Source organism: Coleofasciculus sp. E2-BRE-01 (genome assembly GCF_040221695.1).
Taxonomy (GTDB): domain Bacteria; phylum Cyanobacteriota; class Cyanobacteriia; order Cyanobacteriales; family Coleofasciculaceae; genus Coleofasciculus.
Genome location: NZ_JAVKEA010000183.1, coordinates 1 through 13,263, shown reverse-complemented (window position 1 = coordinate 13,263; position 13,263 = coordinate 1). Strand labels below are relative to the sequence as shown.

At 46.2% G+C, this 13,263-nt stretch carries 10 protein-coding genes; 7 read left to right on the top strand and 3 right to left on the bottom strand.

What is annotated here, in order from left to right:
- The 3 genes from RIG66_RS22410 to RIG66_RS22400 all read right to left on the bottom strand — a co-directional run.
- A partial coding sequence (locus tag RIG66_RS22410) for a hypothetical protein (protein WP_446380937.1) occupies positions 1 to 180 on the bottom strand: 180 nt, incomplete at its 3' end.
- Positions 177 to 773, bottom strand: a complete 597-nt coding sequence (locus RIG66_RS22405; RefSeq protein ID WP_446380936.1) for a cysteine hydrolase family protein — start codon at positions 771 to 773, stop codon at positions 177 to 179. The genes RIG66_RS22410 and RIG66_RS22405, both read right to left, overlap by 4 nt.
- 140 nt (positions 774 to 913) lie before the next feature.
- The gene (locus RIG66_RS22400; protein ID WP_446380935.1) at positions 914 to 1,774 is read right to left on the bottom strand and encodes a lipoyl protein ligase domain-containing protein; all 861 of its coding nucleotides are present in this window, start codon (positions 1,772 to 1,774) and stop codon (positions 914 to 916) included.
- 409 nt (positions 1,775 to 2,183) lie between these two features.
- On the opposite strand from RIG66_RS22400, the gene RIG66_RS22395 reads away from it, so the two are divergent.
- The 7 genes from RIG66_RS22395 to RIG66_RS22365 all read left to right on the top strand — a co-directional run bounded on the left by RIG66_RS22395 (position 2,184) and on the right by RIG66_RS22365 (position 12,735).
- A complete protein-coding gene (locus RIG66_RS22395; RefSeq protein ID WP_446380934.1) occupies positions 2,184 to 3,383 on the top strand; it encodes a response regulator in 1,200 nt (399 codons plus the stop codon).
- An 84-nt stretch (positions 3,384 to 3,467) separates the two neighbouring features.
- On the top strand, positions 3,468 to 3,833 hold the full coding sequence (locus RIG66_RS22390) for a response regulator transcription factor (RefSeq protein ID WP_446380933.1): 366 nt from the start codon (positions 3,468 to 3,470) through the stop codon (positions 3,831 to 3,833).
- 140 nt (positions 3,834 to 3,973) lie between these two features.
- Complete coding sequence (locus RIG66_RS22385; protein ID WP_446380932.1) at positions 3,974 to 4,339, top strand: response regulator transcription factor; 366 nt, start codon at positions 3,974 to 3,976, stop codon at positions 4,337 to 4,339.
- A 138-nt stretch (positions 4,340 to 4,477) separates the two neighbouring features.
- Positions 4,478 to 5,053 carry a chemotaxis protein CheW gene (locus RIG66_RS22380; RefSeq protein WP_446380931.1) on the top strand — a complete coding sequence of 192 codons (576 nt, stop codon included), beginning with the start codon at positions 4,478 to 4,480 and terminating at the stop codon, positions 5,051 to 5,053.
- Positions 5,054 to 5,510: 457 nt separating this feature from the next.
- Complete coding sequence (locus RIG66_RS22375) at positions 5,511 to 8,369, top strand: methyl-accepting chemotaxis protein (RefSeq protein WP_446380930.1); 2,859 nt, start codon at positions 5,511 to 5,513, stop codon at positions 8,367 to 8,369.
- A gap of 342 nt (positions 8,370 to 8,711) precedes the next feature.
- Positions 8,712 to 12,071, top strand: a complete 3,360-nt coding sequence (locus RIG66_RS22370) for a response regulator (protein ID WP_446380929.1) — start codon at positions 8,712 to 8,714, stop codon at positions 12,069 to 12,071.
- A gap of 133 nt (positions 12,072 to 12,204) precedes the next feature.
- Positions 12,205 to 12,735 (top strand): chemotaxis protein CheW, encoded by a 531-nt coding sequence (locus RIG66_RS22365; RefSeq protein ID WP_446380928.1) that lies wholly within the window; start codon positions 12,205 to 12,207, stop codon positions 12,733 to 12,735.
- Positions 12,736 to 13,263: the final 528 nt, after the last annotated feature.

The window sequence follows — 13,263 nt, the reverse complement described above, 5'->3', positions numbered from 1 at the left end:
TGTAGGGTGTAGGGTGTAGGGTGTAGGGTGTAGGGTGTAGGGTGTAGGGTGTAGGGTGTAGGGTGTAGGGTGTAGGGTGTAGGGTGTAGGGTGTAGGGTGTAGGGTGTAGGGTGTAGGGTGTAGGGTGTAGGGTGTGGGGTGTAGGGAAAAATTGACGCTTCGACTCCGCTCAGCGTCAACCTAACCGCTCAATTTGGGCAACCCACTCTCCCCACCGTTGTGGAAGTTCGTCGAGACAGGCGAACTCAAGCATAAAGCCTCGGTAACGACGGAGTGCGATCGCGTGAGCTTCGGGATAATCCGCACAGCAATCAGAAATCACGGTAACCAAGAACCCCAACTGAGAAGCAGAAGCGGCGGTTAACAGGACACAAACCGATGTCACCAATCCCGCCGTCAGGATGTATTTTTTTCCCTGAGAACGCAGATAATCCAGCAACGGAGGATGATGGAACCCATCTTGAGTTTGCTTTTCCATAACCATTTCTCCAGATTGCGCCGCCGCCACACTTAACACATCGGCTCCCGGCGTTCCTCGCACACAAACCGCACGTCCCCGCAACCGATATCGCGGTAACCAATCTGAACCATCAGGATTAAAAACTTCCCGCAGATGAACCACCTCGAGTCCCTCTTGACGACAGAAGCGGAGCAAACGAGCAATATTTGACGGGAAATCTGGAAACGCTTGCTCAAGTTCCGGATTCCAGAAATCCTGTTGCACATCAATTAAAAGTAAGGCAAATTGCTGCCAGTCTCTATGATTCGTCATTTGTCATTTGTTGATAAGGATGCTTCGCTTTTTTTTGCACGGAAGGGGGAGAATTTAAAGCCTCTCTCCTTGCAGGAGAGAGGTTTGGAGAGAGGTTTTCCAGATCCCGTGAAAAGTAAGGACACCCGACACCCGACACCCTACACCCCACACCCCCGTACCGCTAAAATTTCTTGCCATTCCTGATCGGATAACGGCTGTACAACAAACTCCACACCAAAACAATCGGCGGCGGCTTGGGTTAGTGCTTCGATCACTGTTTGCCTTAAATCATCCCCTCGCTGAGTCAGAGGTAAATTGACAGGAGATGGTTCGCCAAACACTTGAGTAAATAACTGAGCATCTGGCTCTAAACGCATCGAACCATGTTGTAATATAGCGTCGCCACGTCGTAACTGAGCGCTGCCAATCAGTTTATACCCCTCAGTTGTGACCAAATCGGCACCCGTAGCCATGGCAAAACAATTGGGATTGTGGCGATACTCTCGTCCCGCCTTACCATAGTGCAAATCGACACCGAGCGATCGCCATCCCTGAATCAAAAATTCACAAATCTGCTGATATGCCTCGAGGCGCTTATTACTGAGTCCTGAGGTTACCACCATATACGTTAAATCACCTTGGTGCAACACAGCGCGTCCTCCGGTGGGACGCCTGACTAAGGGAATGGGTTTTCCCTTCCAAGTCAGGGTTTGCCAAGCCGGAGACCAACGACGTTGATGATATCCTAGGGAAATTGTCGCAGATTCCCAGGTGTAAAACCGCAGCACTGGAGAACTCCTAGTACAGGATGGCGGCAAACTCTCCCCTGCACCTCCGTCTCCCTGCACCTCTAGGGCGGGTTTAGTCAAGTTATCAGACATCGACAGAACGTTATCGGTAAAACCCGCTCCTACAAACTTTTCCAGAAGCCATTGGTCAATTGCCATCTGAAGCTGTCCGGGAAGACACAGAGGAGGGATTAAACGCCAAGGTGATTGGTTCGTCAGGATTGGTTTCATTGCTTCATCGAATCTTTAAAAAGGCTGTCATACACTAGACAAAACTTTACATTTGAATTTTGCCATTTTTCTTTCTTTTTAAGCTATTTGAGCAAAACCGTAATACGTTTTCATACGATACATTCTTAGGGTTAATTCATTTATTTTAGTGATAAACCTGTTTATTATTATTTCACTCCTGAAGTAAATACTCCAATGTAATACAAAAGAAATGACGTATGACAATTTTCCTCTATTGATAAAGGAAAAAAGTTTTGATAAAACTCTGAGTTATTTACCCACAACAACCTATTTACAGTGCTATTAATTGAATAGAAATGAATCAGGAGAAGTAGAAAGACTGAACAGGGTGTGATGAAACAGTCTTATATCCGTTAATTCGTCTAATTCGTCAAAACATGGTGTCGTAATGACCGTTAAATCAACCCAGCCGAATGTTTCTTTTAGCTTGTTTACCGCATCTAAACAAGTCCAATTCATTAAAACATTAAAACGGATTCGGTTTAGCGGTCATCTGATACTAACGAGTCCCGACAAGCAAAAATGGTTGTTTTTTCTATGCGACGGTCATCTGATGTATGCCACGGGTGGCACTCATCCAGTGAGACGGTACCTGAGAAACATAGCCGCCCACAGTCCTCAGTTAACGTTAGATCGACTAACCATACAGCGTGATTTAAGCCAATTCAATCAAGCGAATTGTCAAATTTCTTGGCAATATTACCTGTTGAGTTTATGGGTAAAGCAACAGAAGATCACGCATGAACAGACGAAGAACCTGATTCAATCAGTGATTACGGAAGTTTTGTTTGATATCGCCCACGCCCAGCAAACCACTTACCAAATTAAACAAGATAATACGTTATCCACCCAACTTCCGGTCATTGATGTAGAAAAGGCGATCGCACAGACTGATAAGTTATGGCAGGCTTGGCATCACGATGTAGTGGCGGACTATTCTCCCAACCTGGCTCCGGTGATTAGACAACCCAAAGCCTTGGAAGCCCGCACGTCAGAGGCGGTTTACCACCTGCTGAGCAAACTTTTAGACGGGAAACATACGTTGCGGGATGTGGCGGTGCAGATGAAGCGGGATGTCTTGCAAGTGACTCGTTCTCTGTTGCCTTATATTCGCTGGGGATTAGTGGAGTTGATTTCTATCCCTGATTTACCGAGTCCCGTCAAGCAAGAGAGTTCAGAAAATCCACCCGCCACCACACAATCCACCCAGCCACTGATTGCTTGTGTGGATGACAGTCCCTTAGTGTGCCACACCATGGAAAAACTACTCAGCGCCAGTGGTTATCGATCGCTAGTGATTGACGATGGCTTACGGGCGATCGCGCTTTTGATTTCTCGTAAACCCGATTTAATCTTTCTCGATTTGGTGATGCCGAATACTAATGGCTATGAGATTTGCGCCAAATTACGCAAATTGCAAGCATTCCAAACTACGCCGATTGTGATTTTGACCGGAAAAGATGGCATTGTTGATCGCGTTCGAGCCAAATTAGTGGGCGCATCCGATTTCTTGAATAAACCCATTGATGCGGGAATTGTACTTAATGTGATTAGCCAGCATCTTAAGCAGGGTGTTGTTGGTCATTAGTCAGTGGTTTTAGGTGAAAATCACTGACTAACAACGGAAATTCAATCAAAACCATCCATTCTTATTTTACGTGAGGTAAATATCATGGGAACTGTCCTAGTTGTTGAAGATTCTGCCACCGATATGCAAATTATCATTAATTGTCTACAGCAAGGAGGTATCAATGTATTGACGGCTGACAGTGGTGAAGCCGCCATAGAAAAACTGAATAACCACAAACCTGATGTTATTGTTCTCGACGTTGTACTTCCGGGTCTCAGCGGGTTTGAAGTCTGTCGCGATTTAAAAGCTGCTGCTGATACCCGCAAAATTCCGATTGTGATTTGCTCGACCAAAAGTGGCGAGATGGATAAATTTTGGGGCATGAAACAAGGCGCTGATGCTTATCTCGCTAAACCCGTTGATCAAGATGAGTTGCTGCGTACCGTCAAACAATTGACGCTGCGATAGGCTTAATGTCCATTCAGTCTAGATTAGTCATTACTGGATTGATTTTAAATCAACCTTGAGATGTATCGAAACACAATCCCAAATCTAATGATTAATCTAGACTGACCCAATCCCATTCATTTTTTCATGAGGTCAATACTATGGGGACTGCTTTAGTCGTTGAAGATTGCTTAACTGATTTGCAAATCATCACGCGCTGCTTACAGGAAGAAGGAATTAAGGTGCTAACGGCTGACAGTGGTGAAGAAGCACTTGCCAAACTTAGTAGCCAAAAACCTGATGTAATTTTGCTGGATGTTGTTTTACCCGGTCGGAGTGGATTCGAGGTTTGCCGGGATATTAAAGATGCGGCTAGTACCAAAAGCATCCCTGTGGTTATTTGCTCAACCAAAAGTGGCGAAATGGATAAATTTTGGGGGATGAAACAAGGTGCCGATGCCTACATTGGTAAACCGATTGATCAGGCAGAACTTTTACGCACAGTGAAACAGTTGATTAGAACCTGATCAACGAGAGAAAGTAGGAGTATCTCATTTTAGCAACAGGGGTGCATCGGAAAAGCCTACGCCAAGCGTAACTATCTTTCTCGTCTGGAGAAGTACGTGAGCCAGATACTCACACTACCTAAGTTGTAGAGAATATCAATGTCCAACGTTTTACTCAGCTCAAATCTTTCCTTACCCACTACCCCAACCCAAGCACAATTGTCGGGTTCTTCTACCCAAGCAAATGAACAGTTTTTACGGTTTCATTTGTTACCCGATACCACCGCTTTATTACCCATTCATCACCTGACTGAAGTATTGACGATTCCTAGAGGTCAAATTGTCCCGATTTTCCAAATGCCAGCTTGGGTAATGGGGGCTTACAATTGGCGGGGTGAAGTCTTATGGATGGTTGATTTAGGTCATTTAGTCGGACTTACACCCTGGTATCAACAAGCCGCTAGTGGTTCAGCGTATACAGCGGTTGTTCTACAAGCCAAAACCAAATCGTCAACCTCCACCCAAGCCAACAGCGAAATGTTAGGACTGGTGGTAAACCGAGTCGAAGATATTGAATGGTGTAATGCCGATTGGATTCAATCTCCTCCCTCCGCTAGTGTGACTCCAGAACTGGTGCCATTCTTGCGCGGCTACTGGTTGAAAAATAATGGTGAAATGCTAGTGATTATTGATGGAAACGCGATTATTGCATCGATGCCCAAGCAATCTGTTTAAGGGGTAAGACAACAGGTATGAGGCAATAGGTAATCTCAATGAATTTTCGCTTATCCCATTTTGTAGAGATGTACAATTTTAGTCTGTAGGGGCGGGTTTCACTATTCCCTTAGCTTTTTCACCCCGATGCGACTAAACCCGCCCTGATCAAGTGTTTAGTTTTCCCTGTTTTCGATCTAACTCATCAAGTTCAAATCAGGGTGTTCTACCTTTCCACGATTAATTCATTGTTGTTTCAGTTTACTGAACTTACACGACCGATTATTGAATAGGACTGCCTAGCATTTAGTGGCAGTTAGATTTTCCGCCAAAAGGCTTATCAGATTTCATATCCTATCGTAGAAGCCCTGCCAATGGAAATAGGCACGGTGGCAAACCGTAGGAAGTGAATTCTCATAAGTCCAGTTTTGAGCAATTTGTCAACTCCTCCGTATTTTGTATTAAAGAGGTTCGATTCATGACTAGACTTTCTCCCAAACCGAATTCCCATCACGATACCAATGGTCGCGGTTCCTACTCGCAGAATCTCCCCGTTGAGGCTCAAACCTATTCCAGTGACTATCCCCCATCGATGCCCTATCGAACGCCTGGAACTGCTGATCAATCTCTACCCAAATTGTCGTCACTTGAGGCAATGGGAAAAGCGCCAGAACCGCGATCAAACCGTCGCGGGTTGCTGTCTAGTCTGCGAAGTAAAGCGATTGGTTTAGCCCTAGCCATTGGAACATTACCCGTGTTAGCGGTGGGGGCGACTGCCTACTTCACAGCCAGTGGCGGGATGTATGACCAAGTGGTGAGTAACGAACAAACGAACACGCTTGACTTGGAAGACAAATTAGATGCGTTCATGGCAGAACGCTACAGTGACATTCAAGTCATGGCAGAACTTCCGGTGTTGAATAATGCTGAACTTGCTAAGATTACACCCAAGGAAGAAAAGGAACGTCTGCTCAATGCCTATGAGAAACTGTACGACAGTTACGACAGTATTGGTGTGTTTGACCTCCAGGGTAACGTTATTGTTCAATCGGACTCTGGAGAAATTCTCGAAAATCACTCTGACCGAGATTATTTTCAAGAAGTATTGAGAACGGATCAGATCTACATCACGGAACCACGGCTCTCTGAAACGACTAACAGGTACGGTCTGTATGTAACTGCACCGATTAAGGATTCAGTGACAGGTAAAACCATTGGTATTATCCGCACCCGTGAGCCGATGGAACGAGTGAATAAAATTTTCGGTGTAACCCAAGACCGACAACAAGAATTTCACCTGATTGATTCGTCAGGTAACGTGGTGGCTGCAGACGATCCTAATGATGTGGGTCAAACATTTGAGGAAAAGTTTCCCAAGACGTATAGTCAAGTTCAACAAAACCAGGAAGAAATCTTGACCATTGTTGAACAGCGAACTGGACGGGAAGACGTTATTACTTACTCTCCCACAGAAGACTTAGCTAAACTGTATAACCTACACTGGTCGCTGATTATTGTCCGTCCCACTGAGGTGGCATTTGCACCGCAACGGAATATGCTCTGGACATTGGGATTAGGGACAGGTGGTGCTGCCTTAATGGTAGGTGCAGTTGCGACGTTCGTGGCTGGGAACGCTACTCGACCGATTGTGGATGCAGCCGGTGCGGTGTCAAAAATTGGTCAAGGTGACTTGGATACTCGCTTGCAGGTTAAAGGGGATGACGAACTGGCGACTCTGGGTGCAAACATTAACGATATGGCGGGTCAGTTAGAGGTATTTATTCAAGAACAAGAACTTGCTGCCGAACAAGCCCGTTTACTGGCAGATATTACAGGTTCTCGCACCTTGAAATCCCAGGAAATCCGGGATCTGTTTCAGAAAGCGGTTGAGGAAACCCGTAAAATCCTTAAGGCTGAACGAGTGATGATCTTCCAATTTAACCCCGATGGTAGCAGCTATGTGGCGGCTGAATCGGTGGCAATGGGTTGGCCCCGTAGCCTGAATGACAAGATGGAAGAACTCACTCTGTCTGAGGAACGACGCCAGACGTATAAAGAAGCCCGTGTTGTCGCCACCAATCATGTCTTTGAAGCAGATCTTGTCCCTGAACAACAGAAGTTAATGGCACGTTTGGGTGTCAAAGCCAACTTAGAAGTGCCGATTCTCCATGAAGGTCAACCTTTTGCTTTGATCATGGCGCACCAATGTTCGGTTCCTCGTGAATGGCAAACCGCAGAAGTCAACTTCTTCAAACAGTTAGGGGGTCAGATTGGACTGGTAATTGACCGAGTAATGCTTCTAGAAACTACCGACAAACTGGCGCAAGAACAACGGGAGTTGAAAGAAGGCTTACAAAAACGCGCTTTAGAACTCCTGAAGGAAGTAGACCCAATCAGTAAAGGTGACTTAACCATTCGGGCGCGAGTAACTGCTGATGAAATTGGTACAGTCGCTGACTCGTACAACGCCACGGTAGGAAACTTACGCAAGATTGTTGAACAGGTGCAAGACGCCGCCACCCAGGTGGCGACAACCACAAGCACCAACGAAGTTGCCGTTCAATCCCTATCCCACGAAGCCTTGCGCCAAGCCGAGCAAATTTCCAACGCCCTCAGCCGCGCCCAAGAAATGGCAGAAACAGTACGCATGGTTGCCTCTCACGCTGAACAAGCAGAATTGGCGGTGCGTGAAGCCTCTCAGACAGTGGCAGAAGGTGACAACAACATGAACCGGACGGTTGAAGGGATTCTAGCTATCCGGGAAACGGTAGCAGAAACAGCGAAAAAAGTCAAACACTTAGGGGAATCGTCACAAAAGATTTCCACGGTTGTTAACCTGATTAGCACCTTTGCCGCCCAAACCAACCTGCTAGCGCTGAACGCTTCCATTGAGGCAGCCCGCGCTGGAGAAGAAGGACGAGGGTTTGCGGTGGTTGCGGACGAAGTCCGTGCCTTGGCGCGGCAATCAGCAGAAGCGACAGCAGAAATTGAAAAACTGGTGGCGGCGATTCAAGGGGAAACGAATGAAGTGGTTGCAGCGATGGAAGCAGGTACAGAACAGGTGGTTACGGGTACAAAATTAGTGGATGAAACTCGTGCCTCTCTGAACAAAATTGCCACAGCTTCTAACCAGATTAACCAATTGGTTGAAGCGATTGCCGAAGCCACGGTTGTCCAATCCAAAGCCTCTGAAGATGTGACCCAAACGATGACGAATGTGGCGCAAATTGCTGCCCGAACCTCAGAAGAAGCTGGGTTTGTTTCATCTTCCTTTGAACAACTGCGAAAAGTGGCACAAGCCCTACAAGCTGACGTGGGTCAGTTTAAGTTGAAGTAACTATCAGTCATTGGTCATTTGTTGATTTGTTTCATTAACCGCTTGGGTTCATTGTGTAGGGGCGAACCGATAGCATCAATCAACAACTCCAGAAACAGGGCGGGTTTATTCACATCAAGGTGCAATCGAAAAGATAGTAGTAAAACCCGCCCCTACAGAGGATTTGGTCGCCCTTTATTTTTAGGGAATAGGTAAGACAAAAGCTTACTGGCGGAACACACTCAAAATTGGGGACGAGATTTTAGGGTTAAATCGGGCGCAAGCCTTGCGCCCCGACAGGAGACAAATGACATAAGACAAATGACAAATGACGAATGACATAAGACAAAGGACGAATGACAAATGGCACTTAACCCCGATATTCGCGATCAAGCCTATCAATTCTTTATTGAAGAAGCACCGGAACTCTTACAAAATATTGAAGCAGGGCTGCTCAACTTACGCCAGGATCGTAGCACGGCAAATGTACATGGAATTATGCGAGCGGCTCATTCCTTAAAAGGAGGTTCAGCGAGTGTAGAATTGGAGGCAATTAAGACTATTTCTCATCGCCTGGAAAATATTTTCAAGGCACTCTACAACGAAACCGTTGAAATTGATACAGACTTAGAGAGTCAATTGCTACAAGCGTATGACTGTTTGCGTTTGCCGTTGATGGAGCAAATTGCCACCAATCAGTTTGATCAAGAGCAAGCCTTAGCGATTGCTGAACCGATTTTTGCTCAAATTGAAACCCGGTTAGGCGATGCGTTAACTCAAGCAGATAATTTTATCCCCAGTTCATCAGAATTAGGGGTGGATATGGCATTATCCATCTTTGAAGTGGATGTAGAACAAGGATTGGAATTACTGTCTCAAGTTGTGGCAGATCCAGATCATCATCCAGTAGCCGGAGAATTACGGGCGCAAGCGGATGTATTTGCAGGGTTTGCCGAACTTTTAAATCTACCCGGATTTGGCGCGATCGCGAACACGGCAATTACGGCGCTAAATGCCCACCCAGACAAGGCGTTAGAGATTACTCAACTTGCCCTGGCTGATTTTGATGCAGGTAGACTGGCGGTGTTAAATGGCGATCGCACTCAAGGCGGTACACCATCGCCTGAGTTGATGGCGTTAGCAGGTATGGTTGATGAAACCCCTCCTGTAAGGGATAAAGAAGCTGGGGAAGCTGGGGAAGCAGGGGAAGCTGGGGAAGCAGAATTTAAATTTAAAGCTTATCCGGGTAGTATTGAGACCCCTCCCCCAGCCCCTCCCCTCAAAGGGGAGGGGAGTCAGACTTTGGATACCGATACTGAACCGCTTTTAGCCGATCTAGAAGAGGGGGTTCCCTCGTTGGAGGATGTTTTTGGGGAGGTAGAAGCCGACACCAGTCAGGAAGTAGAAGAAGAAGTAGAAGTAGAAGTAGAACCAGAAACAGAACCAGAAGAGGAATTAACGGCAGCGTCGGCATCGAGTCTAAGTATACCTGCACCAGAAACCCTGGAAGACGCGATCGCATCCATTGGACAAGTGTATGAGGAATTGCCGGAAGTTGAAGATTTGCCTACACCTGCGGCGAGTGATGATGCAACTCCCGCCGTCACCTCTCATAGTCTGGTTCCCTCAAAACCGGGTTCGAGTGAACTCTCTGCTACTCATCCATCTGCCCAACCCACATCCGAGAACCAAGAACATCAATCGGTATCGCCGAAACGTTCTAAATCTAACCAAGAAGCAGCGACGCCTCACCTATCAGTGCGGGTTGACTCGGAACGCTTAGAACGCATGAATAACCTGGTGGGTGAGTTAGCGATTAACCGGAATGGGTTATCCCTGCAACACCAGCAACTGCAACGATCTGTGCGAGAGTTATTAGAACGATTTAGCCGCGTGCAAAGCATGGTGAATCATTTGCGGGAACTCTCGGACAAAATGCTGATTTCACCGGAACGTTATAACCCCCAGATCAACATCGCCCTGCTGAATCAACTGACGGAATTTGTCAGCCGCACCGAAGAGTTTGATTCCCTGGAATTGGATAACTATAGTATCCTCAATTCTCGACTGCAACAACTGATTGAAGATATGGTGCAGGTAGAAGAATCGGTGGATGATGTCGCCCTATTTGCCAAGCAATCGGATCAAACCTTGGAACAGCAACGGCAAATGCTGACCAGTTTACGGGATGAGTTGATGTGGGCGCGGATGTTGCCCTTGGGTGAGGTTCTTAACCGTTATCCGCGTGTGATCCGAGATTTGTCTACTCGGTATGAAAAATCGGTTAATTTGAAACTGAATGGGACGAATGTTCTGGTAGATAAAGCGGCGTTAGAAAAACTCTATGATCCGCTAATGCATTTACTTCGCAATGCATTTGATCATGGAATTGAATCGCCAGAGGTGAGGCGTCAGCAGGGGAAATCGGAAGTCGGGCAAATTGAAATTCGCGCCTATCACCAAGGTAGTCAAACCATTATAGAGGTCAAAGATGATGGTCAAGGATTGAATATTAAACGGATTGGTCAACAGGCGGTTGATATGGGATTGGTGTTACCGCAACAACTAACGACATTAACGCCGAATCGATTATTTGAATTCCTGTTTGAACCCGGATTTTCTACAGCAGAACAGGTGAGTGAACTGTCGGGGCGAGGGGTAGGATTGGATGTGGTGCGATCGCAGATGCGTTCCTTAAAAGGGACGGTTTCGGTTCATTCATCCCCTGGCGTGGGGACAACGTTTACCTTACGGCTACCGTTAACCCTAACCATTGGTAAATTACTCGTCTGTTTCGTTGGTTCCACTGCGTTAGCTTTACCCTCAGACAGTGTAGAAGAAATTGTCATTCCCAAAGGCAATCAGGTGAGAACCACCGGAGAACAGCGATTTTTACGCTGGCGCGGTCAAATTGTCCCCACCTATCGGTTAACGGATTTATTGGACTATGCTTGTCCCTTACCCGAAACCTGTCCCAGTCAGGCGTTGGTTTCGGTTCCATCACCGACAGATTGGTCGTTACCGATGCTGGTTTTGCGTCAAGATCAATATGTTCTCGCCCTAGAAATTGATCGCCTGGTTACAGAACAGGAGTTAGTAATTAAACCCTTTGGCAGTGCGATCGCGCCTCCTAGTTTTACTTACGGTTGTACTATCTTAGGGGACGGCAGTTTAATCCCCGTGATTGACGGCGCTGTGTTAATGGATCAGCTTTTGGGTCAAAGTAGTCAGTCGATCGCGATCACATCCAGCAACCGCACTCTTGTGAGCATAAGCGAGTCTCGTACTGCTCACACGAATGATAAAGCGCAAACCGCGAAAGCCCCCACTGTATTAGTCGTAGATGACGCCGTAGCATTACGGCGAACCCTCGCCCTCACCTTAGAACGATCCGGCTGTCGGGTATTGCAAGCCAGAGATGGACGAGAAGCGCTGGAACAATTACGTCAAACTTCAGCGATTGATTTAGTCGTTTGTGACATTGAAATGCCCAACATGAACGGGTTTGAATTTCTCGGTCAACGTCGTCAAGATCCCCAAATCTCAAAGGTTCCTGTGGTGATGTTAACCTCCCGCAGTAACGATAAACATCGCTGGTTAGCACGGCATTTAGGCGCAAATGCGTATTTCACCAAACCCTATCTGGAACAAGAATTTTTGGGTGCGATCGAACAAATTTTGACTCAGGATAAGTCAAAACAGCCACAATTGCAACCCTCTTGATCTTGATGGGGTAAACGGGGAAGCTGAGGGAGCCAAATCTCTGTGTAATCAGTGTAACTAACCTCTCACTTCCCCACCCCAATTTCGCCAATGAATCTGTGAAATCAGTGTTTTGACAAAGGACAAATGACAAATGACAACATTAGTTACTCAATTTCAACCCAACGATACTGATTTATCCCAATCTAGACAGGTTATTCCATCTATAAAATTCATTGTATTCAGCATGGGGAACCTGCATCTGGCGTTACGCATTGAGTCAGTTTATAAAGTCGTGGATCACACGCCAATCTACAGTAGTGGACTGAATCATGTCGGCGTTGCTCATTTAGGCGATCGCGAAGTAACGGTTGTAGACTTGTATTGGCGATTTTTCAAGCAAAGCCCGATTCAGGAATCCAGCGCGGGCGGGTATTTAATTGTGGTTAGAAACACGACAGGGGACTTATATGGAATTCCGGTAACGGACACACCAATTTTAATGGAAATACCCTTATCAGCCATTCGTTTACTACCCGAATCCTATCGTCGAGCCGATACTCTAGAAGTTGCCAGTCATGTCGCCGTCATTCCTCAGGATAAAGAAGCGATTACTGTATTTTTACTGGATGTGGATTTACTGATGCCAATCTTCCAGGAAATTGGCACATTAACGAACGTATGAAAAAACGAATGTTGATGAACCGCCCACAGTTTCAGGTGAAGACGTGTTACCTGGCTTTATCCTCGATTTAACCATCATCCTGAATCCTTAAATTTATCGTAATTGAGTAAAGGGCGACCCGATCAAATTGAATGGACAGAGTTATTGTTTTGTGGAAGCGGGTCGCCCCTACCCTAAGAATGCGTAACTTTATTAATTAACAATATGGTTCAAAAATCCAATCTTTCACTGGTGCTGGTTGGAAGCGTTTACGGTTCCGTTCATTCCATTGATGCACCTGAGTGCGATCGCATAATTTTTTGGTATACTTTTCACCATGAAAAAATGTGCCTGCCTATAACCTTTCGATTAAGTATTTAAGACACAGATAGTAGACAAGGCGGTAATAGCAACAATCGCGGTAAACACTACTAAATTAGGGTCAGAACTCGCAAACATCTGGGGAACTGACTGGACAAGTTTGCTGTGGTATGGGATTGTCTCCGAGGTCAAGGTGAATCAGATTGGTAAGTCCAGATAGAGAACTGA

What these genes read in the sequence shown, in the direction of transcription:
- RIG66_RS22385 (WP_446380932.1), top strand. Translation starts at nt 3,974, where the DNA reads ATGGGGACTGCTTTAGTCGTTGAAGATTGCTTAACTGATTTGCAAATC.
- RIG66_RS22375 (WP_446380930.1), top strand. Translation starts at nt 5,511, where the DNA reads ATGACTAGACTTTCTCCCAAACCGAATTCCCATCACGATACCAATGGT.
- RIG66_RS22405 (WP_446380936.1), bottom strand. Translation starts at nt 773, where the DNA reads ATGACGAATCATAGAGACTGGCAGCAATTTGCCTTACTTTTAATTGAT.
- RIG66_RS22365 (WP_446380928.1), top strand. Translation starts at nt 12,205, where the DNA reads ATGACAACATTAGTTACTCAATTTCAACCCAACGATACTGATTTATCC.
- RIG66_RS22390 (WP_446380933.1), top strand. Translation starts at nt 3,468, where the DNA reads ATGGGAACTGTCCTAGTTGTTGAAGATTCTGCCACCGATATGCAAATT.
- RIG66_RS22380 (WP_446380931.1), top strand. Translation starts at nt 4,478, where the DNA reads ATGTCCAACGTTTTACTCAGCTCAAATCTTTCCTTACCCACTACCCCA.
- RIG66_RS22370 (WP_446380929.1), top strand. Translation starts at nt 8,712, where the DNA reads ATGGCACTTAACCCCGATATTCGCGATCAAGCCTATCAATTCTTTATT.
- RIG66_RS22400 (WP_446380935.1), bottom strand. Translation starts at nt 1,774, where the DNA reads ATGAAACCAATCCTGACGAACCAATCACCTTGGCGTTTAATCCCTCCT.
- RIG66_RS22395 (WP_446380934.1), top strand. Translation starts at nt 2,184, where the DNA reads ATGACCGTTAAATCAACCCAGCCGAATGTTTCTTTTAGCTTGTTTACC.